This is a genomic window from Streptosporangium minutum (genome assembly GCF_002149035.1).
In the GTDB taxonomy this organism is placed as follows: Bacteria; Actinomycetota; Actinomycetes; order Streptosporangiales; family Streptosporangiaceae; genus Streptosporangium; species Streptosporangium minutum.
In genome coordinates this window covers 1-25,491 of the sequence record NZ_NGFP01000044.1, presented here as the reverse complement: position 1 = coordinate 25,491, position 25,491 = coordinate 1, and the positions used below count along the sequence as shown (strand labels likewise).

Here is a 25,491-nt window from a genome sequence, read left to right as displayed (position 1 = left end):
CGATCGGCCCCGACCCTCTGCGGTAGGAACCGAAATGTGCCGATCGTCCCACCTCAACTAATTACTTACCGTGAAGTCTCAAGCTAAAGCCGTGGACAGGACAGCAGTGATGCATGCCACACCTCGCGGTGAGATTGTCACCAATGAAACGGCGCACAGCCAGCTTGGCGAAATCGAATGCACCAGGCTGGCCGATATGTGACCCCTTTGGGGGCTGTGGAGCGTAGGGCGGCGTGGCCGCGACCGGCCGAAGAGCCGCAGCGCGGCCAGCGACCGCCCGACGCGCGGCGAGCTGCCGAAGGCGGATCGCCTTTAACCCTGCAATGAAACTCCTCGCCGGAAACACCTCTGGCCCAAGATCGACACCGGGTGAACCGGGTGATCTCGGGCCAGGATTTGGCTATCTCCGCAGGTCTACGCGTCGCCGGACGTCAGGCCGACTGGACAGGCGACGCCCGTTCCGCCGATCCCGCAGTAGCCTCCGGGATTCTTGAAAAGGTACTGCTGGTGATAATCCTCCGCGAAGAAGTAGTCGCCGGCTGGGGCGATCTCGGTGGTGATCTTGCCGTAGCCGGACTCGGTGAGCACCTTCTGGTAGGCGTTACGCGAGGTCAGAGCGGACTTCTCCTGCTCGGGTGAGTGGAAGTAGACGGCCGAGCGATACTGGGTGCCGACGTCGTTGCCCTGGCGCATGCCCTGGGTGGGGTCATGGGCCTCCCAGAAGACGCGGAGCAGCTCCTCGTAGGACACCTTGGACGGGTCGAAGACCACGCGGACGAGCTCGGTGTGGCCGGTCTGGCCGCTGCAGACCTCTTCGTAGGTCGGGTTCCGGGTGTAGCCGCCCGCGTAGCCGACCGAGGTCGACACCACGCCGGGGGTCTGCCAGAACTTGCGCTCGGCGCCCCAGAAACAGCCGAGGCCGAAGTCGGCGATCTCACTCCCCTCGGGGTACGGCGGAGCGAGCGGGGCATCGAGGACCGCGTGACGCGCGGGCACCGCCATGCGTGTGTCGCGGCCCGGGAGCGCGTTCTCCGGGGACACCATGGAAGTCTTGTCCTTGCCGAACAGCCAGCCCATTGCGAACCTCCTCCTGACACTTTCTGCCAGAGCCAACCATCCGGCGGGCCCAGGTGTTCCCGTTAGAGCCTCTTAACAATAAGACAAGAATCGCTAATTTGTGTTAAATTTCGTAAGCAGTCAAAATAGGTGACATGCCTGAATCGCGCCGTGGGGTCCTGTACGGCATCGCCGCCTACACCATGTGGGGCCTGTTCCCGCTGTACTGGCCGCTCCTGAAGCCGGCCGGCGCCCTGGAGATCCTGGCCCACCGCATCGCCTGGTCCCTGGTCGCCGTCGTCGCCATTCTCGCGGTGCGACGCCACTGGTCCTGGTTCCGCGAGCTCATGCGCACCCCCAGGAAGGTCGGCCTCCTCGCCCTGGCCGCCGCGATCGTCACGGTCAACTGGGGTGTCTACATCTATGCGGTGAACACCGGGCATGTGGTGGAGAGCGCGCTCGGCTACTTCATCAACCCCCTGGTCAGCGTGCTCTTCGGCGTCTTCCTGCTCAAGGAGCGCCTGCGGCCGTGGCAGTGGGGCGCGGTCGGGCTGGGCACCCTGGCCGTCGTCGTCCTCACCCTCGACTACGGCCGGCTGCCATGGATCGCCCTGGTGCTGGCCGTCAGTTTCGGCACCTACGGCCTGGTCAAGAAGATCGCACAGGTGGGCTCCGCGGAGAGCCTGACCATCGAGACGCTGGTGCTGCTGCTGCCCGCGCTCGGCTACCTGGTCTACCTGCAGGGGCAGGACGGCGCCACCTTCGGGACCCTGGGCGCCGGGCACGCCCTCCTCCTGGCCGGAGGTGGCGTGATCACCGCCGTTCCGCTGCTCTGCTTCACGTCCGCCGCGATCCGGATCCCGCTCACCACGATCGGCCTGCTCCAGTACATCGCCCCGGTGCTGCAGTTCATCGTCGGGGTGTTCGTCGTCCAGGAGGTCATGCCGCCCAGCCGCTGGGCCGGGTTCGCCATCGTCTGGCTGGCCCTGTCGGTCTTCACCTGGGACAGCCTCCGCGCCGCCCGTGCGGCCCGCCGTACGGCGCCGGAGGCCGTGACCGTCTGAGAAGGGTTACCGCGGCCGCCGGCCATCCCGGGAGGAACGGACCCGGGAGGCCGAGGAACAGCGCCGCTTCCTCCCCGGGAGGAACGGGCCCGGGAGACCAGGGGAACAGCGCCGCTTCCTCCTGGAGGAGGTCAGCCGGAGCGCTCCACGACGTAGTCGCAGAGGGCCAGGTAGGCGGCGCGGGCGGGGATGTCGGGGAGACCTGAGAGGTCCTCACGGGCCCGGTCGACCCAGGCGACCAGCTCGGCGCGGGCCCGCGCCATGGCCGGGTTCGCGCGCAGCAGGCGCAGGGTCTCGGCGACGTCGTCCTCGGCCACCGGACCGGCCAGCAGCTCGCGCAGGCGGGCGTCCTCGGGGGCGTCGGAGGACAGGACGTACAGCACCGGCAGGGTCCGGATGCCCTCACGCAGGTCGGTGCCGGGCGTCTTGCCGGACTCGACGGAGTCGGAGGCGACGTCGAGCAGGTCGTCACCGAGCTGCCAGCCCACCCCGATGGCCTCGCAGGCCCGGGTCAGCCGGTCGACGATCTCGGGTGAGGCGCCGCTCAGCAGGGCGCCGAAGCGGCCCGAGGTGGCGATCAGGGAGCCGGTCTTGTCGGCCAGGACGTCGATGTAGTGGGCCACCTGGTTCTCGCCGGGGCGGGGACCGATGGTCTCACGGATCTGACCGCGGACCAGGCGGGAGAAGGTCTGGGCCTGGATCCGGATGACGTCGGCGCCGAGGTCGGCGAGGATCTCCGAAGCCTGGGCGAACAGGTAGTCGCCGGTCAGGATGGCCACGGTGTTGTCCCAGCGGGCGTTGGCCGACGGCGAGCCCCTGCGCACCGGCGCCTCGTCCATGACGTCGTCGTGGTAGAGCGTGGCCAGGTGGGTCAGCTCGATGACCACGGCTCCGGGCACCACCCCCGGGGCCTCCGGCGAGCCGAACTGGGCGGCGAGCAGTACGAGCATCGCCCGGAACCGCTTGCCGCCCGCCTCGATGAGGTGCTTGGACGCCTCCGTGACGAAGGCGTCCTCGCTCTCCACCGAGCTCCGGAGCAGCTTCTCCACCTCTGCCAGCCCGCTAGCGAGGTCCTGCGCCAACCGCTCGTCGACGAACGGAAGATCAACAACTGGTGGCGCAGCCATGAAGCCTTACTCCTCTAACGAATGAACAGCGCGGACGCAGCCTGGTCCGCAAGGTCGAGCACCGGCTGCGGGAAAATCCCCAGCACTACGGTAGCCGCTGCCGCCAGAGCGACCACAGCCGAGGTGCCCAAGGTGGGCGTGGCGATGGTCGGGCCGTCGGCGGCCGGCTCGCTGAAGAACATCAGCACGATCACGCGGACGTAGAAGAACGCGGCGATCGCCGAACTCACCACACCCACGATGACCAACGGCAGCGCGCCGCCGGAGACCGCCGCCGCGAACACGGCGTACTTGCCGAAGAAGCCGCTCGTCAGCGGGATGCCCGCGAAGGCCAGCAGGAAGAAGGCGAAGATGGCCGCCAGCACCGGGGACCGCTTGCCGAGGCCGGCCCACCGGGACAGGTGCCCGGCCTCGCCGCCCGCGTCACGGACCATGGTGACCACCGCGAAGGCGCCGACCGTGGTGAAGCCGTACGCGGCCAGGTAGAACAGGATGGCCGACAGGGCCTGCGTGTTCTGCGCGAAGGTGCCGATCGCGATCACGCCGGTGAGCAGGAAGCCCCCGTGCGCGACCGAGGAGTAGGCCAGCATGCGCTTGATGTCGGTCTGGGTGATGGCCAGGACCGCACCGACGATCATGGTCAGGATCGCGACGCCCCACATGACCGGCTGCCAGTTCCACTCCAGGCCGCCCAGGGCGACCCAGAAGACCCGGAGCAGGGCGCCGAAGGCCGCCACCAGCACGGTGGAGGCCATCAGGGCGGTGATGGCGGTGGGCGCGCCCTGGTAGACGTCGGGCTTCCACGCCTGGAACGGCGCCGCACCGATCTTGAACAGCAGGCCGACGCCGAGCATCGCGGTGCCGATGTACAGCAGCGTGTCCTGGCCGGTGACCGTGCTGAGCGAGTCGGCGATGGCCTTCAGCTCGATCGAGCCGGCGTAGCCGTACACCAGGGCCATGCCGTACAGGAAGAAGGCCGAGGAGAACGCGCCGAGCAGGAAGTACTTGACCGAGGCCTCCTGCGAGAGCAGGCGGCGACGGCGGGCCAGGCCACACAGCAGGTACAGCGGCAGGGACATGACCTCAAGGGCCACGAACATGACCAGCAGGTCGTTGGAGGCGGGGAAGAGCAGCATGCCGCCGACCGCGAAGAGCGCCAGCGGGTAGACCTCGGTCTGGGCGAACCCGCTGCGGACCGCCTCCTCCTCGTCGGTGCTTCCCGGTACGGCCGACGCCTGCGCGACGAACTGCTCGTCGTCGTTGATCAGCAGCACGCTGATGAAGGCCAGCACGAGGATGATGCCCCAGATGAACAGGGAGGGGCCGTCCACCGCGACCGCGCCCATGGCGGCGGCCTTGTCCGGCAGGCCGTTCAGGGCCGTCAGGATGGTCGTGATGAACGCGCCGACCAGCGCCAGCAGCGTGAGCGGCACGTGGATCGACTTGCGCAGGTATCGGGGCGCGAACGCCTCGACCAGCACGCCGATGATCGCCGCGCCGAACACGATCAGCATCGGGGAGAGCAGCGCGTATTCGATCGTCGGAGCTTGGATGGTGCCGTTCACTGCCCGGCCCCCTTCTTGTCAGCGACGGCTGGGGTGAACTGGTCCACATGAACGTTGGACAGCGTCTGGTCCACCGCGGGGTTGATCACGTCGAGCACCGGCTTGGGGAAGAAACCGAGGGCGATGATCACCGCGATCAGCGGGGCCACCACCCATCTCTCCCGGATGTTCAGGTCGGTGAAGCCCTTGACCGACTCGGCCGTGGGACCGGTCATCGTGCGCTGGTACATCCACAGGATGTAGATGGCCGCCAGGATCACACCGCTCGTGGCGATGATCGCCGGGACGGCGTAGCGCTCGTAGGTGCCGAGCAGGACCATGAACTCGCTGACGAACGAGGACAGGCCCGGCAGGGAGAGGCCCGACAGGCCGGCGATCAGGAAGGTGCCGGCGAGCAGCGGGGCGACCTTCTGCACGCCTCCGTAGTCGGCGATCTGACTGGAACCCCGGCGGTAGATCAGGAATCCGGCGATCAGGAACAGCGCGCCGGTCGAGAAGCCGTGGTTGACCATGTAGAGGGTGGCGCCCGCGCCTCCGTGCGCGGTCATCGCGAAGACGCCCAGCGCGATGAAGCCGAAGTGCGAGATCGAGGTGTAGGCGATCAGGCGCTTGATGTCGGTCTGGCCGATCGCCACGATCGCGCCGTAGACGATGCCCACGACCGACAGCACGATCACCAGCGGCGTGAAGAACTTCGCCGCGTCCGGGAACAGCTCCAGGCAGAAGCGGAGCATGCCGTAGGTGCCGACCTTGTCCAGCACGCCGACCAGCAGTACGGCGGCGCCGGCCGGGGCCTGGGCGGCCGCGTCGGGCAGCCAGGTGTGGAACGGCCACAGCGGCGCCTTGACCGCGAAGGCGATGAAGAAGCCGAGGAACAGCCACTTCTGCGTGTTCGGGTCCTGGATGACCCCGACCAGCTCGGGGAACATGAACGTGCCCTTGTCGGCGATCACGTAGAGCGCGATCACCGCGACCAGCATGAGCAGCCCGCCGAACAGCGAGTAGAGCAGGAACTTCACGGCCGCGTAGGACCGCTGGGCGCCGCCGTACGACCCGATCATGAAGTACATCGGGATCAGCATGGCTTCGAAGAAGACGTAGAAGAGGAAGACGTCGGTCGCCGCGAAGACGCCGATCATCATCGCTTCCAGCACCAGCAGCAGCGCGAAGTAGGTCTTCACCGACCGCTTGGGCGGGGCCGCGGCCCCGGTGCCGTCGGCGTCGTGCCAGGAGGCCAGGATCACGATCGGCACGAGCACCGCCGACAGCGCGATCAGCACCAGGGCGATGCCGTCCACGCCGACGCCGTAGTGCACGCCGAAGCGGGGAATCCAGTCGTAGACCTCGGCGAACTGGAACCGCGTCGCCGAGGACGGGTTGAACTGGGCCGCCATGACACCGGTCAGCGCCAGCACGACCAGCGAGACCGCGAGGGCCAGTTGCTTGGCGAGCTTGTCGCTCTTGGTGAGGGAGACCCCGACCGCGCCCAGCACGGGCACGGCCATCAGGATCGAGAGCCAGGGCATCACATGTTCCCTACGTAGAGCAGCGCGCCAACGACCACGGCGGCACCGAAGAGAATGGACAACGCGTAGGACCGGACGTAGCCGGTCTGGACGCGACGCAGCCGCCCGGAGGTCCCGCCGATCGTCGCGGCCAGCCCGTTGACCAGGCCGTCGATGCCGCGGTTGTCGACGAAGACCGCGATCCGGGCCAGCCACTGGCCGGGGCGCATGAACAGCGTCTCGTTCAGGGCGTCGCCGTACAGGTCACGACGGGCGAACGTGGTGAGGAAGGAGCCGCGCGGGGCGACCCGGGGCACCTCGGCCGCGCCGTAGCGGAACCACGCGAACGCGGCGCCGACGGCGACCAGCGCGAGCGTGGCCAGGCCGGCGGTGCTGACGAAGTGGAACGCGGGGAGCTCCTCGGGGGCGCCGACGGCCGGGGCGAGGAACTTCATGAACCTGTTGTCCAGGATCAGGAAGGCGCCGAGGAAGATCGAGCCGATGGACAGGATGACCAGCGGCACGGTCATGACCGAGGGCGACTCGTGCGGGTGGGCGTCGTCGGCCCAGCGCTTCTTGCCGAAGAAGGTCATGAAGATCATCCGCGACATGTAGAAGCCGGTGATGCCGGCGCCCACAACCGCGAGCCAGCCCAGGATCTGGTTGTGCTCCATGGCCGTCTCGATGATGCCGTCCTTGGTGAAGTAACCGGACAGCAGCGGGAAGCCGATGATCGCCAGGTAGCCGATGATGAAGGTGACCGCGGTGACCTTCATCACCGAGAACAGCCCGCCGTAGCGGCGCATGTCGACCTCGTCGTTCATGGCGTGCATGACCGAGCCGGCGCCGAGGAACATGTTGGCCTTGAAGAAGCCGTGCGTGATCAGGTGCGCGATGGCGAAGGCGTAGCCCACCGGGCCGAGGCCCGCGCCGAGCATCATGTAGCCGATCTGCGACATCGTCGAGCCCGCCAAGCCCTTCTTGATGTCGTCCTTGGCGCAACCGATGATCGCACCGGCGAGCAGTGTGGCCACGCCGACGATCGTCACGACGAGCTGCGCGGTCGGGGCGGCCTCGAAGAACGCGCCGGACCGGACGACCAGGTAGACGCCGGCGGTGACCATGGTCGCGGCGTGGATGAGGGCCGAGACCGGGGTCGGGCCCTCCATCGCGTCCAGCAGCCACGACTGCAGCGGGAGCTGGGCCGACTTGCCGCAGGCGCCGAGGAGCAGCAGCAGGCCGATCGCGGTGATCGTGCCCTGCGAGGCGCCGCCGGAGCCGATCGCCTCGCTGACGGTGGCGCCGGAGAGGTCACCGAAGGCGACCGAGCCGAACGTGGTCCAGACCGTGAAGATCGCGATCAGCAGGCCGAAGTCGCCGACGCGGTTGACGATGAAGGCCTTCTTGGCGGCGGCCGCCGCGGTGGGCTTGAACTGCCAGAACCCGATCAGCAGGTAGGACGCGAGACCCACGCCCTCCCAGCCGACGAACAGGGCGACGTAGTTGTCGGCCAGCACCAGCAGGAGCATCGCCGCGACGAACAGGTTCAGGTAGGCGAAGAACCGGCGCCGGTCGGGGTCGTGCGACATGTAGCCGACCGAGTAGATGTGGATCAGCGAGCCCACACCGGTGATCAGCAGGGCGAAGCTGATCGACAACGGGTCGATCAGCAGCCCCATGTCGGCGATGCCGGGGATGAACTGGTACAGCTCGATACCCCGGCGGCGCTCCGACTCGGGCAGACCGAGTATCTCGACGAAGGAGACGACGGCCACCACGAAGGCGGCCAGCGACATGGCGACACCGAGGAAGTGGCCCCAGCGGTCGGTACGGCGTCCGCCGAGCAGCAGGATCGCGGCCCCGAGCAGCGGCAGCGCGATCATCAGCCAGGAGACCCCGATCACTCCACCGGAGTGCTGGACGATCTCAACAGGAGATTGCACCGGCCACCTCTTAGTACTTCAGCAGGTTGGCGTCGTCCACCGACGCGGACCTGCGGGTTCGGAAGATCATCACGATGATGGCAAGGCCGATCACGACCTCGGCCGCGGCCACCACCATCACGAAGAACGCGATGAGCTGGCCGTCCAGGTTGCCGTGCTGCCTGGCGAAGGTCACGAACGCGAGGTTGCAGGCGTTGAGCATGAGCTCCACGCACATGAACACCACGATCGCGTTGCGTCGCACCAGCACGCCGGCGCCACCGATCGCGAACAGCAGCGCGGAGAGCACCAGGTAGTGAGTGGTCACTTGGCGTCCTCCTGATGAGCCGCTTCTGTCGCGGCGACGTCTTCCTCGATGGCGACGTCCTTGTCGATGACCTGCTTGACGAGCGCGGCCTTCACCGGGTCGGTCGGCCTGACGCCGTCCTCCTGCTCGTGCCGGGCGAGCACCCGGTTGATCGACTGGGGCGAGACCGAGCCGTCGGGCAGCAGCGCCGGCATGTCGATGGCGTTGTGCAGCGCGTAGGTGCCCGGTCCGGGCAGCGGCGACGGCTGCGGGCCGGTGAACCGGGCGCGGGCCAGGTCGCGCTGGGTCGCCTTGGGGCGGACCCGCTCGCGGTGGGCCAGGACCATCGCGCCGAGCGCGGCGGTGATCAGCAGCGCCGAGGTGATCTCGAAGGCGAAGACGTGCCTGGTGAAGATGAGCTGGGCCAGGGCCGGAACGTTGCCGCCCGCCTCCTGTACGGCGCCGACGCCCTTCGCGGGGGCGAAGACCATGTTGCCGGCCCCCAGGGCGAGCAGGGCGGCGAAGCCCAGGCCCGCGATGGTCGCCCAGAAGCGCTGCCCCTTGATCGTCTCGACCAGCGAGTCGGCGGAGTCCACGCCGACGAGCATCAGCACGAACAGGAAGAGCATCATGACCGCGCCGGTGTAGACGATGATCTGCACCGCGGCGAGGAAGGGAGCGTCCTGGACGGCGTAGAGCACCGCGAGGGACAGCATGACGACGCCCAGCATGAGAGCCGAGTAGACGGCCTTGCGGCTGAAGACGAGTCCGAGGGCGGCGGAGACCGAGACGACGGCCAGCACCCAGAACGTGATGGTCTCACCCATTGTTACGTCCCAGCCGGTAGTAGTCCTCTTCCGTCTCACCCAGACGCATGGGGTGAGGGGGGAGCTCCATGCCGGGACCGAGCGGCGCGAGGAGCATCTCCTTGGTGTAGATGAGGCTCTCGCGGCTGGAGTCGGCGAGCTCGTACTCGTTGGTCATGGTCAGCGCGCGGGTGGGGCAGGCCTCGATGCACAGGCCGCACAGGATGCACCGCAGATAGTTGATCTGGTAGGTGCGCCCGTAGCGCTCGCCCGGCGAGAACCGCTCCTCGTCGGTGTTGTCGCCGCCCTCGACGAAGATCGCGTCGGCCGGACAGGCCCAGGCGCAGAGCTCACAGCCGACGCACTTCTCCAGGCCGTCGGGCCAGCGGTTGAGCTGGTGCCGGCCGTGGAAGCGCGGAGCAGTGGGCTTCTTCTCCTCGGGGTAGTTGACCGTCTCGACCTTCTTGAACATGGTGTGGAAGGTCACGCCGAACCCCTTGACGGGATTCAGCCAATCAGTTAGTCCCACTGGGAACCTCCTTGCGCTCTACCCCGTGGTAGTGCGGCAGGTCGAGCGGCGGCACAGGGAAACCACCCGCGGCCGGTTCGGCGTCGAGCAGCTCGAACTCGGCCTGGACCTGGGCGGCCTTTTCCTCCTTGCGCTTCTGCAGCACGCTGTCGAAGCGCCACCAGATGGCGATGCAGCCGATGAGCACGATCGCGGCCAGGATCAGCACCAGCGACTTGTTGGCGCTCTCCATCTGCATGGCCCGGACGGTGGCGACCAGGAGGATCCAGCCGAGGTTGATCGGGATGAGGATCTTCCAGCCGAGGGCCATGAGCTGGTCGTAGCGGACTCGCGGCAGCGAGGCGCGGCACCAGATGAAGAAGGAGAAGACCAGCACCATCTTGAGGAAGAACCACAGCAGCGGCCACCAGCCGGCGTTCGCGCCGTCCCACATGGAGATCGGGAACGGGGCCCGCCAGCCGCCCATGAACAGGGTGATCGACACGGCCGAGACCACGAAGACGTTGACGTACTCGGCGAGCATGATGACCGCGAACTTCAGCGAGTTGGAGTACTCGGTCTGGAAGCCGCCGACCAGCTCGCCCTCGCCCTCGGGCAGGTCGAAGGGGACCCGGTTGGTCTCGCCCAGCATCGTGACGATGTAGATCAGGAAGGACGGGATCAGCAGGATCATGTACCACGAGGGCATGGGGATGTTGAGACCGCCGAGCGGGAACGTGCCGCCGGACGCCTGCGCGCTGACGATCTCCGAGGTGGACAGCGTCCCCGCGAACAGGAAGACGCCCACGAACGACAGACCCATCGCGATCTCGTAGGAGACCACCTGCGCGCTGGCCCGCAGGCCGCCCAGGATCGTGTACGGCGAGCGCGATCCCCAACCGGCGAGCACGATGCCGTACACGCCGATCGAGGCCATCGCCAGCACCAGCAGCACCGCGACCGGCAGGTCGGTGAGCTGCAGCGGCGTCGTGACGCCGAACATCGAGACCATGGGCCCCATGGGGATGACCGAGAAGGCCAGGAAGGCGGGGACCGCGAGGACGACCGGGGCGATGAAGTAGATCACCTTGTCCACGGTCCGCGGCATCAGGTCTTCCTTGAGACCCATCTTCAGTCCGTCGGCCACCGACTGCAGCAGGCCGAACTTCCCGGCCCGGTTGGGGCCGTACCGGTTCTGCATGCGGGAGATCAGCTTGCGCTCGAACCACACGCCGAAGAGCACGCCCAGCATCAGGACGATGAAGATGACGGCGGCCTTGATGATGCTGATCCAGAGCGGATCCTTGCCGAAGTCGGCAAGGGTCGGATCGGCCGCTACGAGAAGAGTCCTCATGAGGCACTCCCGATCTTGACGATGTCACCGGCCGTGGCGCACAGGTCACGGGTCACCGAGCGGCCGGCGGAGTTCGACGGCAGCCACACCACCCGGTCGGGCAGGTCGGCGATCCGCACCGGCAGGCTCAGCGAGCCCTGCTCGGTGGTGACGATGATCTTGTCGCCGTCGGCGACGCCTGACTCGGCCGCGGTGGCCGCCGACACCAGCGCCTCACCCGTCCGGGCGGTCCCCGCCAGGTACGGCTCGCCGTCCTGCAGGCGGCCGTCGTCRAGCAGCAGGTGCCAGGTGGCCAGGAACGCCTCGCCGGCCTTCGGGGCGGCGGCCGTCCGGGCGCTCACGGCCGGGGCGGCGGCCCGGGAGCCGCGCCACGCGCCGATCGAGCCGAGCTCGCGGCGGGCGGCGGCGGGGTCCGGGAGGCCGAGGTGCACGTCCATGTGGTCGGCGATCGCGGCGATGGTCCGCAGGTCGCTCATGATCCCGGGGACCGCGAGCGCCTCCTCGAACGTACGGCCGCGGCCCTCCCAGTTGACGAACGTGCCGGACTTCTCGCTCACCGTGGCGACCGGCAGCACCACGTCGGCGCGGTCGGTGACCGCGCTGGCGCGCTGCTCCAGGCTCACGATGAACGGGGTGTTCTCCAGGGCCGCGAGGGCGGCCTCGGGGTCGGCCAGGTCGTTGGGGTCGACACCGGCGACGACGAGGGCGTCGAGCTCCCCGTTCAGCGCCGCCGCCAGGATGGCGGAGGTGTCGCGGCCCGGGGCGTCGGGGAGCGAGGCGACGTTCCACACCCGGGCCACTTCGGCGCGGGCGGCGGCGTCGTCGGCCGGGCGGCCGATCGGCAGCAGGTTCGGCAGCGCTCCGGCCTCGATCGCACCGCGCTCACCGGCGCGGCGCGGGACCCAGCCCAGGCGGGCGCCGCTGGCGTCGGCCAGCCGTACCAGCGCGGACAGCGCGCCCGGCGCGGTGGCGAGCCGCTCACCGGCGAGGATGATCACGCCCGGCTGCTTGACGGCCTCGGCGATCGGCGAGACACCCGAGATCAGGTCCTCGACGGCCGCGGCCTCGGCGCCGGGCAGCGTGCGCACCAGCGTGCCGCCCATCTTGGCCAGGCCCTCGCCGGCGAACGGAGCGATCGAGAAGACCTTCACGCCCTTCTTCCGCCACGCCTTGCGCAGGCGGAGGAAGACGATCGGCGACTCGTCCTCGGGCTCGAAGCCCACCAGGAGCACGGCCGGGGCCTTCTCCAGGTCGCGGTAGCGGATCTCGATGCCCTTGCCCGCGACGGCGTGCGCGAGGAACTGCGCCTCCTCCGCGGAGTGGGGCCGGGACCGGAAGTCGACGTCGTTGGTGCCGAGCGCGATCCGGGCGAACTTGGCGTAGCCGTAGGCCTCCTCGACGGTGACGCGGCCACCGACGAGCACGCCGGCGCTGCCGCGGGCCGCGGCCAGGCCCTGGGCCGCGGCGGCGAGCGCCTCGGGCCAGGAGGCCGGCACCAGACGGCCCTCCTCGTCACGGACGAGGGGGGTCTTCAGCCGGTCGGGCTGGGTGGTGTAGGTGAAGGCCCAGCGGCCCTTGTCGCAGTTCCACTCCTCGTTGACCTCCGGGTCGTCCCCGGCCAGCCGGCGGGTGACCTTGCCCCGGCGGTGGTCGGTGCGGAGGGAGCAGCCGCTGGCGCAGTGCTCGCACGCGCTGGGCGTGGAGACCAGGTCGAACGGGCGGGCCTGGAACCGGTAGGCGGCGCCGGTCAGCGCGCCCACGGGGCAGATCTGGACGGTGTTGCCCGAGAAGTAGGACTCGAACGGCTCGCCGTTGGCGGCGCCGACCTGCTCCTTGGCCCCGCGCTCGAAGAAGTCGATGAGCGGGTCACCGGCGATCTCATCGGAGAAGCGGATGCAGCGGGCGCACTGGACGCAGCGCTCGCGGTCGAGCAGCACCTCGGTGGAGAGCGCCACCGGCTTGTCGAAGGTGCGCTTCTTCTCCTGGAAACGGCTCTCGCCCTGGCCGTTGGACATGGCCTGGTTCTGCAGCGGGCACTCGCCGCCCTTGTCGCAGACCGGGCAGTCCAGCGGGTGGTTCAGGAGCAGCAGCTCCATGACACCGCGCTGGGCCTTCTCCGCGACCGGGGAGGTGAGCTGGGTCTGGATGACCATGCCCGGCGCGACCTCGATGGCGCAGGACGGCTGCGGCTTCGGGAAGCCCCGGCCGTTGCCCGCGTCCGGGATGTCCACCAGGCACTGGCGGCAGTTGGCCGCCGGCTCCAGGAGCGGGTGGTCGCAGAACCGGGGGATCTGGATGCCGAGCAGCTCGGCCGCCCGGATGATCATCGTTCCCTTGGGGACGCTCACCTGGAAACCGTCGATCGTGACGGTCACCAGGTCTACCGGCGCCTGGGCCGGGGTCGTCGCTTCGACGGTCATGGCGCCTCCTCCGTCGGCCCCATGACCGAAACGGTGCTGTGCTTGCTGGTTGCCTCGCTCCGCTCGCTCACTTGGTCCCCCACACCGTGGACGGAGCGTGATCGAACGGGCAGCCGCCGATCTCGAAGTGCTTGAGGTACTCGTCGCGGAAGTACTTCACCGACGAGTGGATGGGGCTGGTGGCACCGTCGCCCAGGGCGCAGAAGGAGCGGCCCAGGATGTTGTCGGCGATGTCGGTGATCGTGGTCAGGTCCTCCTCGGTGCCCTGCCCCTTCTCCAGCCGCTTGAGCACCTGCTTGAGCCAGTAGGTGCCCTCCCGGCAGGGAGTGCACTTGCCGCAGGACTCGTGCGCGTAGAACTCGGTCCACCGCAGCACGGCGCGGACCACGCAGGTGGTCTCGTCGAAGATCTGCAGGGCCCGGGTGCCGAGCATGGAGCCCTTGGCCCCGACCGACTCGAAGTCGAGCGGGACGTCCAGGTGCTCGTCGGTGAAGATCGGGGTGCTCGATCCGCCGGGGGTCCAGAACTTGATCTGGTGCCCTTCGCGGATGCCGCCGGCCATGTCGAGCAGCTCGCGCAGCGTGATGCCGAGCGGAGCCTCGTACTGGCCGGGCCGGGTGACGTGGCCGCTCAGCGAGAAGATGCCGAAGCCCTTGGACTTCTCGGTGCCCATCCCCGCGAACCACTCGGCCCCGTTGGAGATGATCGAGGGAACACTGGCCACCGACTCCACGTTGTTCACGACAGTCGGCGAGGCGTAAAGGCCCGCCACGGCGGGGAAGGGGGGCTTGAGCCGAGGTTGGCCGCGATAGCCCTCCAGCGAGTCGAGCAGCGCCGTCTCCTCGCCGCAGATGTAGGCGCCCGCTCCGCTGTGGACCACGAGCTCCAGGTCGAAGCCGGAGCCGAAGAGGTCCTTGCCGAGCAGGCCCTTGTCGTAGGCCTCGGCCACGGCCGCCTGCAGGCGGCGGATGACGTGCAGCACCTCGCCGCGCACGTAGATGAAGGCGTGGTTGGCGCGGATCGCGTAGGACGTGATGATGATGCCCTCGACCAGCGAGTGCGGGTTGGCCATCATCAGCGGGATGTCCTTGCAGGTGCCCGGCTCGGACTCGTCGGCGTTGACCACCAGGTAGTGCGGCTTGCCGTCGCCCTGCGGGATGAAGCCCCACTTCATGCCGGTGGGGAAGCCCGCGCCTCCGCGGCCGCGGAGGCCGGAGTCCTTGACGGCCTGGATGACGGCGTCGGGGTCCATGCCCAGCGCCTTCCTGGCCGCCGAGTAGTCGCCGTAGCCCTCCAGGGTGAAGGAGTTGGGCTGGTCCCAGTTCGCGGTGAGGACCGGGGTGAGAGTCGTCATGGTGCCTCTGGGGCCTTCCATCCGTTGGCCTTGGCGATCTTGAGGCCCTCCAGTGAGGGACCGCTCGCCGAGGGACCGTCAGCGGCCAGGCCGTCAGGCAGGCCGGACAGCACCCGTGAGGCCTCCTTGAAGGTGCAGAGCTTCTTCGGGCCACGGGTCGGCGAGATCTCCTTGCCGTCCCTCAGGTCGTCGACGAGCTGCTTGGCCGATGCGGGGGTCTGGTTGTCGAAGAACTCCCAGTTGACCATCATCACCGGGGCGAAGTCGCAGGCGGCGTTGCACTCCAGCCGCTCCAGCGAGACCTTCCCGTCCGGGGTCGTCTCGTCGTGGCCGACGCCGGCGTGCTCGGAGAGCTCGTCCCAGATCTGGTCGCCGCCCATGACCGCGCACAGCGTGTTGATGCACACGCCGACGTGGTAGTCGCCCATCGGCCTGCGCTTGTACATCGTGTAGAAGGTGGACACGCCCACGACCTCGGCCTTGCTCAGGCCGAGCATCTCGGCGCAGAACTCCTGGCCGGCGTCGGAGACGTAGCCGTCCTCCGACTGCACCAGGTGCAGCAGGGGCAGCAGGGCCGACCTGGGCTTGGGATAGCGGCCGATGATCTCCTTGGCGTCCTGCTCCAGACGCTCGCGGACTTCCGGTGTATAGGTCACCGGTCCACACCTCCCATGACGGGGTCGATCGAAGCCACTGCCGAGATGACGTCGGCGACCATGCCGCCCTCACACGTCGCCGGCATGGCCTGCAGGTTCGTGAAGGACGGGTCGCGGAAGTGCACGCGGTAGGGCCGGGTGCCGCCGTCGCTGACCACGTGGGCGCCGAGCTCGCCGCGGGGCGACTCGACCGAGGCGAAGGCCTGTCCCGCCGGGACCCGGAAGCCCTCGGTCACCAGCTTGAAGTGGTGGATCAGCGCTTCCATCGAGCCGCTCATGATGTGCGCGATGTGGTCGGGCGAGTTGCCGAGACCGTCGGGGCCCAGTGCGAGCTGCGCGGGCCAGCCGATCTTCTTGTCGTCCACCATCACGCGGCCGCCCTTGAGCGGGCCGGACAGGCGGTCCAGAGCCTGCTCAATGATCTTGAGGGACTCCTCCATCTCGGCCACGCGCACGAGGTAGCGGCCGTAGACGTCGGCGGTCCTCTCGGTCGGGACGTCGAACTCGTAGGTCTCGTAGCCGCAGTAGGGCTGCGACTTGCGCAGGTCCCAGGGCAGGCCCGCGGCCCGCAGCATCGGGCCGGTGACGCCCAGCGCCATGCAACCGGTGAGATCGAGGTAGGCGACGTCCTTGGTCCGGGCCAGGTAGACCGGGTTCGCGTCCAGCAACTTGCGCATGTCCTTGATGCGCCCCGGCATGACCTTGAGGAGCTCGCCCACCTTGTCCACGGCGCCGGCCGGGAGGTCGACGGAGACGCCGCCGGGCCGGACGTAGGCCATGTTCATCCGCAGGCCGGTGATGTACTCCATCACGTCGAGCACCATCTCGCGCTCGCGGAACCCGAAGAGCATCGGCGTGGTCGCGCCCAGCTCCATGCCGAAGGTGCCGAGGGCCACCATGTGCGAGGAGATGCGGGTCAGCTCCATCATCATCACCCGGATGGCCTGGGCCCGCTCGGGGACCCGGTCGGTGATGCCGAGCAGCTTCTCCACGCCCAGGCAGTAGGCGGTCTCGTTGAAGATCGGCGCGAGGTAGTCCATGCGGGTGACGAACGTGGTCCCCTGGGTCCACGTCCGGAATTCCATGTTCTTCTCGATGCCGGTGTGCAGGTAGCCGATGACCGTGCGGGCCTCGGTGACCGTCTCACCGTCGAGGTTCAGGACCAGGCGGAGCACGCCGTGCGTGGACGGGTGCTGCGGGCCCATGTTGATGACGAGCTGCTCGTCCTGCTGGCCCGTGAGGGTCTCGACCAGCTCCGTCCAGTCGTTGCCGGAGACGGTGTAGACCTTGCCCTCGGTGGCCTCCTCGTACGGAGCGCTCACGAGTCCCCCTCCGTCGGCTCCGTGCGCATGCCGCTCTGCTTGCCGGCTCGCTCGCCGCGCTCGCTCACTTGTACGACCTCCTCTGGTCCGGCGAGGGAATCTCGGCACCGCGGTACTCGACCGGGATGCCACCCAGCGGATAGTCCTTGCGCTGGGGGTGACCGTCCCAGTCGTCGGGCATCATGATGCGGGTCAGCGCCGGGTGGCCGTCGAAGACGATCCCGAAGAAGTCCCAGGTCTCCCGCTCGTGCCAGTCGTGGGTCGGGTAGACCGAGACGGTGGAGGGGATGTGCGGGTCGGCGTCGGGGCAGGACACCTCAAGGCGCAGCCGCCTGTTGTGCGTGATCGAGCACAGGTGGATCACCGCGCGCAGCTCCTCCCCCGCAAGATGGGGGTAGTGCACGCCGGAGACGCCGAGCGAGAGCTCGAAGCGGAGGGCGGCGTCGTCGCGCAGGATCCTGGCGACCTCCAGCAGCCGCTCGCGCTTGACGTGGAAGGTCAGCTCGCCGCGGTCCACGACGACGCGCTCGACGGCGTCGCCGAGATCGCCGCCCAGGGCGCGCTCCAGCTCGTCGGCGACGGTGTCGAAGTAGCCGCCGTAGGGGCGGGGGGTGGACAGCTGAGCCTGGCGCCGTACGACCAGGCCGCCGTAACCGGAGGTGTCACCGGAGCCCGAGGCGCCGAACATGCCCAGATGGGCGATCGGCTCCTCCGGGACCTCGGGGAGATTTTCCGTGCTCATCAGTCGCTCACCGCTCCTCGTTCGCTACGCGGACCACTCGTGCCTCGTGGGCCACTGCGCTCACCGCGTCGGGCTCGCTCCACCTGCTCATTTGACGGTTCCCTGGTCGATCAGCGGCAGCGTCCGCAGCGCCTGCAGTTCGAGCTCGTCGATCTGCTTGGCGCGATGCGCGCCGAACTTCGTGTTCTGGATCTTGTCGTGCAGCTTCACGATCGCGTCGATGAGCATCTCGGGCCGCGGCGGGCAGCCGGGCAGGTAGATGTCGACGGGGACGACGTGGTCCACGCCCTGCACGATGGCGTAGTTGTTGAACATGCCGCCGCTGGAGGCGCAGACGCCCATGGCGATGACCCACTTGGGCTCGGCCATCTGGTCGTAGATCTGGCGCAGCACCGGGGCCATCTTCTGGGACAGCCGGCCCGCCACGATCATCAGGTCGGCCTGTCGCGGAGACGCCGAAGCGCGCTCCATGCCGAAGCGCGCCAGGTCGTGCTTGGGACCGCCGGTGGCCATCAGCTCGATGGCACAGCAGGCGAGACCGAAGGTCGCCGGCCACACGGAGTTCTTGCGAGCCCAGCCGGCCACCTGCTCGACCGTGCTGAGCATGAACCCGCTCGGAAGTTTCTCTTCAAGTCCCATATCTAGTCCCAGTCCAGACCCTTGCGGCGCCACACGTACGCGTAGGCCACGAGCACGGTGACGATGAACAGCACCATCTCGACCAACCCGAACATCCCGAGCTGGTCGAACGCGACCGCCCACGGGTAGAGGAAGATGATCTCGATGTCGAAGACGATGAACAGCATCGCGGTGATCATGTACTTCAGCGGAAAGCGGCCACCACCGACCGGCTGGGGCGTCGGCTCGATGCCGCACTCGTAGGCGTCGAGTTTCGCGCGGTTCCAGCGCCTGGGACCGGTGAAGGGCGCGATCGTCACTGAGAAGATCGCGAATCCCGCCGCGAGAACGGCGAGCACCAGGATGGGTGCATACAGCTCCATCGCTACGCCTCCTCTCCCATCTCCACGCGCGCCGGCGCGCAGCTCATCATGTTGTTTTGTTGTGCAAGTTTATGCAGGGGGGTCATCGCTCTGTTCCACGTGCGGAGGCGGCTGCTGTGGTCATGCCGGTGGCGCGACCTTCGACAGAGCATTGATGATGCGGTCTGACGCGTCGCCTCGCCGGTCGGTGAGATTAGCAAGGAGCTTGAGCGCGAACCGCATCAGGTGGGGGTGGGGCAGCGCGTGGCGCGTGAAGAAGTCCATCACGCCGCGGTGCCCGATGAGCTCCACGAAGCCCCGGCCCAGGGTGAAGTAGCCGCCGTAGGCGTCCTTCAGCGTCTGAGGATAGGCGCGCAGCACGCGCTCGCGCTGGGCGGGGGTCGTCCTCGCCAACGCCTGGACGATGGTCTCGGCCGCGATCTGGCCGGTCTCCATCGCGTAGGCGATGCCCTCCCCGTTGAACGGGTTGATCATCCCGCCCGCGTCGCCGACCAGCACCAGGCCCCGCGTGTAGTGCGGCTGGCGGTTGAAGGCCATCGGCAGCGCCGCCCCCCTGATGGGGGTGGTCATGTTCTCCTCGACGTAGCCCCACTCCGGGGGCATGTTCTTGACCCAGCGCCTGAGCAGGTCGCGGTAGTCCATGCCCTTGAAGGACTCGGAGGTGTTCAGCAGCCCGAGGCCCACGTTGGACGTGCCGTCGCCGACACCGAAGATCCAGCCGTAGCCGGGCAGCAGGGTGTCGCCGTCCCACAGCTCCAGCCAGGTCTCCAGGTAGTCGTCGTCGTGGCGCGGACTCTCGAAATAGGTCCGTACGGCGACGCCCATCGGGCGGTCCTCGCGCTTGTGCAGCCCCATCGCCAGGGAGATGCGGGTGGAGTTGCCGTCGGCGGCGACCACCAGGCGGGACCGGTAGGAGACCTCTTCACCGTCCTTCTTCGCGACCACGCCCACGATGTGGCCGCTGCGGTCGTCGAGGATCGGGGCGGTGACGTTGACCCCCTGCAGCAGGCGGACGCCGCCGCGCACCGCGTTGTCGGCGAGGATCTCGTCGAAGTCCTGCCGGGTGCGGACCAGCCCGAAGTCCGGGTAGCTGGACAGCTCGGGCCAGTCGAGCTCGAAACGGAGCCCGCCGCCGACCACGCGCAGGCCCTTGTTCCTGACCCAGCCGGGGGCGTCGATGTCGATCCCCATGGCGATGAGCTGTTTGACGGCCCGGGGCGTCAGCCCGTCGCCGCACACCTTCTCGCGGGGGAATGTGGTCTTCTCGAGCAACAGGACGTCGAGCCCGGCCTGTGCGAGATGGAAAGCGGTTGTCGAACCGGCGGGCCCGGCGCCGACGACGATTACGTCGGCGTCAGCCTCAGCGACATTCCGCTGTATGGCGGCTGGCACGGTCACGGGACCTGTCCTGTCCTACAAGCTTTGACGGCCTCGGGGTGAGGGGCCCTTCGTTCCTTTGTGAAGGTCTTCACAAACTTGTCGGCCCGAAGTCTAACCCCTTTGCGAGGCGAAGTGTCAGTCGGGTACGGCTATCGCCGACGAATCTTCTATGCGGGCTTATATGCACGGTGAAGCGCCACGATACCCAGCGCGAGGTTCCGCCAGGCGACCCGCTCCCAGCCCGCGCCCTGAATGATCTTCGCCAGCTCCGCCTGGTCCGGCCACGCCCTGATCGACTCCGCCAGGTACTCGTAGGAGTCGTCGTTGGAGCCGAACAACTTGGCGGCCTGCGGCATCAGCTTCATGAGGTACTGGGTGTAGACGAGGTCGAAGGACTTGGCCGTCGGGTGGGAGAACTCAAGGATCACCAGCCGCGCCCCCGGCTTGGCCACCCGGAACATCTCGCGCAGCGCCTGGCCGGTGTCCTGGACGTTCCGCAGCGCGGTGGAGATGGTCACCGCGTCGAAGGACTCGTCGGCGAAGGGCAGTCTCAGCGCGTCACCGGCGACGAAGGTGACGCCCCGCACCCCTCCGCCGGAGAGGCCGGAGCCGCCGCGCCGCCGCACGCCGGTGCGGAGCATGCCGAGCGAGAAGTCCGAGGCGATCGCACGGGCTCCCAGCGCGGTGAAGGTGTCGGTGGAGGTGCCGGTGCCCGCGCCCAGGTCGAGGACCAGCTCGCCGGGGCCCGCGTCGACGGCCGCCGCGGTCGCCTTGCGCCACAGCCGGACCTGGCCGAGGGAGATCACGTCATTGACCAGGTCGTAGCGCCGGGCCGTGCGATCGAACATCGCGGCGACCTCATGCGGTTGCTTGTCCAGCGAAGCGCGCGTCATGAGGACAAGCCTAGGCCCGCCCGGACAATCCACGGAAAGTAGCCGCTTAATTACCGAGAGTCTGCTAGAAATTGCCGAATGTTTGCCAGAACCACTTCCGTCTCCGTACTGGCCGCGGCCTTGACGCTGTTCCTCACCGGGGTCGCCGCCGCCGGCACCACGGAGCACAGCACGGTCGTCTCGGCCGACCCGGTGAACACCACCCCGCACGTGCTCGACGGGATCGTCAACGCCATCGCCCTGGTGGGCGGCACGGTCGTGGTCGGCGGCTCGTTCGGCCGGGTCCGCGACGCCGGGAGCACGGAGACCCTGGAACGTGACAACATCTTCGCCTACGACCTGGCCAGCGGGCGGGTCGTGCCCGGTTTCGCCCCCTACCTCGACCGTCCGGTCCACGCCCTGGCCGCGGGCGCCGGCGGCACCGTCTACGCGGGCGGCGAGTTCGCGGTGGCCGGCGACGCGCGGACCCGGGGCCTGGCCCTTCTGCGCCTGTCCGACGGCGCGCCGGTGACCGGCTTCGACGCCCAGGTCTACGGGGGCACGGTCACCAGCCTGGCCCGGGGCGGCTCCCGCCTCTACGTGGGCGGCGACTTCACCGGGGTGGGCCACGTCTTCCGCGTGGCTCTCGCCCGGCTGGACGCCGCCACCGGCGCCGTGGATCCGGACTTCGCCGTACGGCCGGGCACGCCCCGCGGCGGCCGGACCAAGGTGCAGTCGATCTCCCTCAGCGGGGACCGGCTGGCCGTCGACGGCAACTTCACCACCCTCGACGGGCTGTCGCGGCCCCAGCTCGGCCTGATCGACGTCGGCACGCTGCCCGCGAGGGTCGCCGACTGGCGGACCGACGCCTACGCGGGCAGATGCCTGGACGTCTTCCCCAGCTACGTGCGAGGCCTGGACTTCGCCCCCGACGGCAGCTACTTCGCGGTCGTCACGACCGGCGGTCCCGCGGGGGCGGGGAAGATGTGCGACACCGCCGCGCGCTTCGAGACCTACACCCGGGGCGAGGTGAGGGCGACATGGGTCAACCACACCGGCGGCGACTCGCTCTACTCGGTGGCGGTCACCGGGGCGGCCGTCTACGTGGGCGGCCACCAGCGCTGGCTGGACAACCCCCTCGGCCGCGATTCGGCCGGCCCGGGAGCCGTGCGGCGGCCGGGCATCGGAGCGATCCATCCGCGGACCGGGAAGGCCTTGAAGTGGAATCCGACTAGAGAGCGCGGAATCGGCGTCAAGGCATTCCTGGCCCACCGGGGTGGGCTACTGGTTGGTAGCGACACAACGCGGCTTGGTCACGAGTACCATGCCCGAGTCGGCATGTTCCCGTTGCCGTGATCACTCCCGATTCTTGGAGATTCGCTCACTCACCGCGTCGCGCTGCTTGGACAGCAGGACGTAACTGGCCACGCCACTGACCAGGAATGCGGCGACCAGAAGGATCAATGGCTGGCGTAGGCCGAGGAGATAGAGCACACCGAGGGTCACGGCCAGCAGACCTACTCGGGACGCGGTGTAAACGAAGACGGGATGCACAGCGTCGAGGTTACGTCACTCTGTCCGTATGAGCACGAGATGAAGACGTAGCGGACGCCCTTCGCACCGAGCACGAGCACTGCTAGTGTGCCCAACAGATCAGTTTCGTAAAGAAACAACCACGAGAGTCTCAAAGAGGCTCTATCATATAACAATCGGGCAGTCAGTCGATAACAACCCGTGATCTTTGATGAAAAGCACGGATAAATCAGGCTTCGCTCGGCACACTGGTTACCTGTCCGCCCGCTGGCAGGAAGCGGGATGCGAGGGGGAGAGATTGTGGAGAGTAGCAGCGAGCGTCTGCTGACGCCTGGAGAGGTTGCCGCCCTCTTCCGGGTCGACCCAAAGACGGTTACACGCTGGGCCGCGGCAGGCCGTATCAGCAGCATCCGTACCCCCGGAGGGCACCGGCGTTTCCGCGAATCGGAAGTGCACGCCCTTCTGCGTGGAGAGGACGTACTGACGGCCGAACGGCCGGCAGGCGAGTCCCCGCGCGTCTGACGACTTATGACGTCACACCATCGGTGATCCTGCGCGCCTTACCCGGAAGCCGCAGGGTCACCGTGGAGTCGTACAGGTTGCCGCGCTGCGCGCCGTGACCGGTGACCTCCCCCATGGCCGAGTCGCCCCGCCCCGAGCGCTAGCTGTCCTGTTCGGCCTTGAAGGCCAGGAACTCCCGCTCCAGCTCGTCGTTCTCCTCAAGCCAGCGCCGCCGCCGCTGTGCCGACTCCTCCTCGGTGAGCGCCTCGGGCAGCCAGCGGTCGTAGTCCGGATCCCCCGGTGAGAGCTCCACGTACGCGTTGCCGATCAGACGCCCGTCATCGCTGGACAGGCTCTGCGGCACCCGCAGAGTCCCGTCAGCGAGCCGGATGACGTACATCCCAGATCACCTAGATTCCGTAACGCCGGTTGAAGAACAACATGACATTGAGCGCCATCCGCGTGTCGCCGCCGAGCATGTCCACCAGGGCGGGGCGCTGCCGGGAGGCGATGGCGGCGAAGGCGTCGGCGAAGAACTCCCTGCGGCCCAGGTCCCCCGCCTGCCGGTGGAACCCCGAGGCCAGCACGGGGACGCATTGGGCGTAGAGGGCGGCGAACTCCGGGGAGTCCGACACCCAGTCCCCGTGGGGCGCGTCCACGTCGTCCAGGGCGTGTCCGACCTCGTGCATCATCACGTCCGGGGTGGGCGAGGGGCGGTCGCCCACCACGATCTTGCGATCGCCGTACGCTCCGGCGCAGATGTCCCAGGTGGCCCGGCCGGAGGGCAGCGGCGCGCCGCGCAGGTAGCCCATGTCGTCCAGGTCGGGCACCCCGCCCGCGCCGACGTAGATCCCCTTGAGACCGTCGGCCAGCTTGGCCTTCAGCCCGTCCGGCAGCCGGGCGAGGCTCTCCACCGCCCGCACGACCTCGGGCGACGGCGGCCCCTGCCAGGAGTCCCACTGGCGGTGCAGGATGCGCTCAAGGCGGCCGCAGTGCCGCAGGCCGTCACCCATGTCGGGGACGTCCGGAGCGTTGGGCTGGGCCCGGGGACGCTCGTCCTCCAGCTCGAAGTCGCGCCATGTGTACTGCGGGCGGTCCACCACCGGCGCCGTCACGGCCCCTGCCCGCCGCTCGGGACTCGGCGGGACCTCACGCGGCGCTTCCCTGACGGCACTCTCCGTGCGCTGGGACGGGCCCCGCTGCCACCAGCGCCGTCGATGACGGCCCTTGTCCGCTGAATTCGCCATCACGCCCCCAGGGGAAGTGGCAACCGGTCCCACCGTACGACGTGGATCTTCGTCCGTCACCCGGAACAGGGGCCTTGCCGCACCCTGGCTCCCGATGGCTTACAGTTCGGGCATGCCCCTGCTTGTCGCGCTGGCACTGCTCGCCTTCTGGCTCTACTGCTTGTTCGACGCCATCACGACGCCGGACGAGGAGGCCCGAAACCTGCCCAAACTCCTTTGGGTGATCATCATCGTGCTGCTGCCGCCCGTGGGCGGCCTGTTCTGGCTGCTGCTCGGCCGTCCCATCGGCCCGCACGCGCCCCGCACGCTCCGGCCCAAGGACAGGCCGGCGCGGCCCGAGGCCCCGAAGGGCCCCGACGACGACCCCGACTTCCTCAAGGATCTCGACCGGCGGCTGCGCGACGAGGAGTAGGCACGGAAGCCCCGGGGCGGCGCGTACGGCGGGCCGGCCGCGCGGGAGCGGACCGGCCGCCGGGTCCCGGTCGCGGCCCCCGGCGCCGCGATCAGCCCGGCACCTCCGCGTAGGAGTGCAGGCCGCCGAGGAAGATGTTCACCCCGACCAGGTTGAACAGCAGGCAGGCGAAGGCGATGAGCTGCACGATCATGGCGGCCCTGCCCTTGAAGCCCGCGGTGGCCCGGGCGTGCAGGTAGGCGGCGTAGGCGATCCAGGTGATGAAGGCCCAGACCTCCTTGGGGTCCCAGCCCCAGTAGCGGCCCCAGGCCTTGTCGGCCCAGAGCGCGCCGGCGATGACGGCGAAGGTCCAGATCGGGAAGGCGACGACGATGGCCCGGTGCGCGACCCGGTCCAGGTCCGCCAGGGACGGCAGGCGGACCGAGGTGTCCTTCCTGACCAGGTAGAGGATGCCGGAGACGCCGGCCATGATGAACAGGCCGCTGGCGATGATCGCCGCCGAGACGTGGATCGCCACCCAGTAGGAGTTGAGCGCGGGCACCACCGGGCCGGCCTGCACCTGGAGATACCGGACGGAGAAGCCCAGCCCGAGGGTGGCGGCGACCATGACGAACGCGCCGAGGAAGCGGATCCGGTAGCGGAGGTTCATGAACAGGAACGCGCTCACCGCCGCGAAGCACATCGCGACCACGAACTCGTACATGTTGCCCCACGGCCAGCGGCCGACGGCCAGGCCCCGGGTGAGGATGGACCCGAGGTTCGCGGCCCAGCCGAGCCAGGACAGCCCGACCGCGACCGGGCCGGCCCACATCGCCCAGGCGGGCGGCGCCTTCACCG

General features: G+C 68.7%; 26 protein-coding genes. 4 read left to right on the top strand and 22 right to left on the bottom strand.

Going from position 1 to position 25,491, the window contains the following annotated elements; genetic code table 11:
- Nucleotides 1–414 precede the first annotated feature (414 nt).
- The gene (msrA, locus tag CA984_RS12450) at nt 415–1,077 is read right to left on the bottom strand and encodes a peptide-methionine (S)-S-oxide reductase MsrA (protein ID WP_086571449.1); all 663 of its coding nucleotides are present in this window, start codon (nt 1,075–1,077) and stop codon (nt 415–417) included.
- 134 nt (nt 1,078–1,211) lie between these two features.
- Between msrA and rarD the strand changes: the two genes are divergently transcribed.
- A complete protein-coding gene (rarD, locus tag CA984_RS12445; protein WP_086571447.1) occupies nt 1,212–2,120 on the top strand; it encodes an EamA family transporter RarD in 909 nt (302 codons plus the stop codon).
- A 131-nt stretch (nt 2,121–2,251) separates the two neighbouring features.
- Here rarD and CA984_RS12440 read toward each other — a convergent pair whose 3' ends face one another.
- From CA984_RS12440 to CA984_RS12360, 17 genes are all read right to left on the bottom strand, one after another.
- The gene (locus CA984_RS12440; RefSeq protein WP_086571444.1) at nt 2,252–3,247 is read right to left on the bottom strand and encodes a polyprenyl synthetase family protein; all 996 of its coding nucleotides are present in this window, start codon (nt 3,245–3,247) and stop codon (nt 2,252–2,254) included.
- Between the two features lie 14 nt (nt 3,248–3,261).
- Nucleotides 3,262–4,812 (bottom strand): NADH-quinone oxidoreductase subunit NuoN, encoded by a 1,551-nt coding sequence (gene nuoN, locus CA984_RS12435; RefSeq protein ID WP_086571442.1) that lies wholly within the window; start codon nt 4,810–4,812, stop codon nt 3,262–3,264.
- A complete protein-coding gene (locus tag CA984_RS12430; RefSeq protein WP_086571440.1) occupies nt 4,809–6,338 on the bottom strand; it encodes an NADH-quinone oxidoreductase subunit M in 1,530 nt (509 codons plus the stop codon). The genes nuoN and CA984_RS12430 overlap by 4 nt, the downstream gene beginning before the upstream one ends.
- The gene (nuoL, locus tag CA984_RS12425; RefSeq protein WP_242675909.1) at nt 6,338–8,200 is read right to left on the bottom strand and encodes an NADH-quinone oxidoreductase subunit L; all 1,863 of its coding nucleotides are present in this window, start codon (nt 8,198–8,200) and stop codon (nt 6,338–6,340) included. The genes CA984_RS12430 and nuoL overlap by 1 nt, the downstream gene beginning before the upstream one ends.
- 70 nt (nt 8,201–8,270) lie before the next feature.
- Complete coding sequence (gene nuoK / locus CA984_RS12420) at nt 8,271–8,567, bottom strand: NADH-quinone oxidoreductase subunit NuoK (RefSeq protein WP_012887364.1); 297 nt, start codon at nt 8,565–8,567, stop codon at nt 8,271–8,273.
- Entirely contained in the window at nt 8,564–9,373 is an 810-nt protein-coding gene (locus CA984_RS12415) for an NADH-quinone oxidoreductase subunit J (protein ID WP_086571436.1), read from the bottom strand. The genes nuoK and CA984_RS12415 overlap by 4 nt, the downstream gene beginning before the upstream one ends.
- The gene (gene nuoI, locus CA984_RS12410; RefSeq protein ID WP_031169693.1) at nt 9,366–9,881 is read right to left on the bottom strand and encodes an NADH-quinone oxidoreductase subunit NuoI; all 516 of its coding nucleotides are present in this window, start codon (nt 9,879–9,881) and stop codon (nt 9,366–9,368) included. Before nuoI ends, CA984_RS12415 begins: the two co-directional genes overlap by 8 nt.
- Nucleotides 9,868–11,214, bottom strand: coding sequence for an NADH-quinone oxidoreductase subunit NuoH (nuoH, locus tag CA984_RS12405; protein ID WP_086571434.1), 1,347 nt, complete (start codon nt 11,212–11,214; stop codon nt 9,868–9,870). The genes nuoI and nuoH overlap by 14 nt, the downstream gene beginning before the upstream one ends.
- On the bottom strand, nt 11,211–13,634 hold the full coding sequence (locus CA984_RS12400; protein WP_086571432.1) for an NADH-quinone oxidoreductase subunit G: 2,424 nt from the start codon (nt 13,632–13,634) through the stop codon (nt 11,211–11,213). The genes nuoH and CA984_RS12400 overlap by 4 nt, the downstream gene beginning before the upstream one ends.
- A 67-nt stretch (nt 13,635–13,701) precedes the next feature.
- Complete coding sequence (gene nuoF, locus CA984_RS12395; RefSeq protein ID WP_012887359.1) at nt 13,702–14,988, bottom strand: NADH-quinone oxidoreductase subunit NuoF; 1,287 nt, start codon at nt 14,986–14,988, stop codon at nt 13,702–13,704.
- Nucleotides 14,985–15,644: an NADH-quinone oxidoreductase subunit NuoE gene (nuoE, locus tag CA984_RS12390; protein ID WP_086571430.1), complete on the bottom strand. Its 660-nt coding sequence runs from the start codon at nt 15,642–15,644 to the stop codon at nt 14,985–14,987. Before nuoE ends, nuoF begins: the two co-directional genes overlap by 4 nt.
- A complete protein-coding gene (locus tag CA984_RS12385; RefSeq protein WP_108724567.1) occupies nt 15,641–16,966 on the bottom strand; it encodes an NADH-quinone oxidoreductase subunit D in 1,326 nt (441 codons plus the stop codon). Before CA984_RS12385 ends, nuoE begins: the two co-directional genes overlap by 4 nt.
- A 64-nt stretch (nt 16,967–17,030) precedes the next feature.
- Entirely contained in the window at nt 17,031–17,708 is a 678-nt protein-coding gene (locus CA984_RS12380; RefSeq protein WP_086571428.1) for an NADH-quinone oxidoreductase subunit C, read from the bottom strand.
- Nucleotides 17,709–17,795: 87 nt separating this feature from the next.
- Entirely contained in the window at nt 17,796–18,347 is a 552-nt protein-coding gene (locus CA984_RS12375; protein ID WP_086571426.1) for a NuoB/complex I 20 kDa subunit family protein, read from the bottom strand.
- A 2-nt stretch (nt 18,348–18,349) separates the two neighbouring features.
- Nucleotides 18,350–18,709, bottom strand: coding sequence for an NADH-quinone oxidoreductase subunit A (locus tag CA984_RS12370; RefSeq protein ID WP_031169666.1), 360 nt, complete (start codon nt 18,707–18,709; stop codon nt 18,350–18,352).
- 120 nt (nt 18,710–18,829) lie between these two features.
- Nucleotides 18,830–20,107 carry a geranylgeranyl reductase family protein gene (locus CA984_RS12365; RefSeq protein ID WP_031169664.1) on the bottom strand — a complete coding sequence of 426 codons (1,278 nt, stop codon included), beginning with the start codon at nt 20,105–20,107 and terminating at the stop codon, nt 18,830–18,832.
- 149 nt (nt 20,108–20,256) lie between these two features.
- Nucleotides 20,257–20,982: a demethylmenaquinone methyltransferase gene (locus tag CA984_RS12360; RefSeq protein WP_086571424.1), complete on the bottom strand. Its 726-nt coding sequence runs from the start codon at nt 20,980–20,982 to the stop codon at nt 20,257–20,259.
- A 78-nt stretch (nt 20,983–21,060) separates the two neighbouring features.
- On the opposite strand from CA984_RS12360, the gene CA984_RS12355 reads away from it, so the two are divergent.
- Complete coding sequence (locus CA984_RS12355) at nt 21,061–22,317, top strand: hypothetical protein (RefSeq protein ID WP_086571422.1); 1,257 nt, start codon at nt 21,061–21,063, stop codon at nt 22,315–22,317.
- On the opposite strand, the gene CA984_RS12350 is transcribed toward CA984_RS12355, so the two are convergent.
- Nucleotides 22,318–22,515 (bottom strand): DUF4229 domain-containing protein, encoded by a 198-nt coding sequence (locus CA984_RS12350; protein WP_086571420.1) that lies wholly within the window; start codon nt 22,513–22,515, stop codon nt 22,318–22,320.
- Nucleotides 22,516–22,776: 261 nt separating this feature from the next.
- Here CA984_RS12350 and CA984_RS12345 point away from each other — a divergent pair, with 261 nt between their 5' ends.
- Entirely contained in the window at nt 22,777–23,016 is a 240-nt protein-coding gene (locus tag CA984_RS12345; RefSeq protein WP_012887349.1) for a BldC family transcriptional regulator, read from the top strand.
- A gap of 139 nt (nt 23,017–23,155) precedes the next feature.
- Here CA984_RS12345 and CA984_RS12340 read toward each other — a convergent pair whose 3' ends face one another.
- Both CA984_RS12340 and CA984_RS12335 read right to left on the bottom strand, forming a co-directional pair.
- Nucleotides 23,156–23,395, bottom strand: a complete 240-nt coding sequence (locus tag CA984_RS12340) for a hypothetical protein (protein WP_012887348.1) — start codon at nt 23,393–23,395, stop codon at nt 23,156–23,158.
- Between the two features lie 10 nt (nt 23,396–23,405).
- Entirely contained in the window at nt 23,406–24,242 is an 837-nt protein-coding gene (locus CA984_RS12335) for a hypothetical protein (RefSeq protein WP_086571417.1), read from the bottom strand.
- A gap of 112 nt (nt 24,243–24,354) precedes the next feature.
- Here CA984_RS12335 and CA984_RS12330 point away from each other — a divergent pair, with 112 nt between their 5' ends.
- A complete protein-coding gene (locus tag CA984_RS12330) occupies nt 24,355–24,654 on the top strand; it encodes a PLD nuclease N-terminal domain-containing protein (protein ID WP_423229303.1) in 300 nt (99 codons plus the stop codon).
- Between the two features lie 91 nt (nt 24,655–24,745).
- On the opposite strand, the gene ccsA is transcribed toward CA984_RS12330, so the two are convergent.
- On the bottom strand, nt 24,746–25,491 hold a 746-nt coding region (gene ccsA, locus CA984_RS12325), incomplete at its 5' end, for a cytochrome c biogenesis protein CcsA (RefSeq protein WP_108724566.1).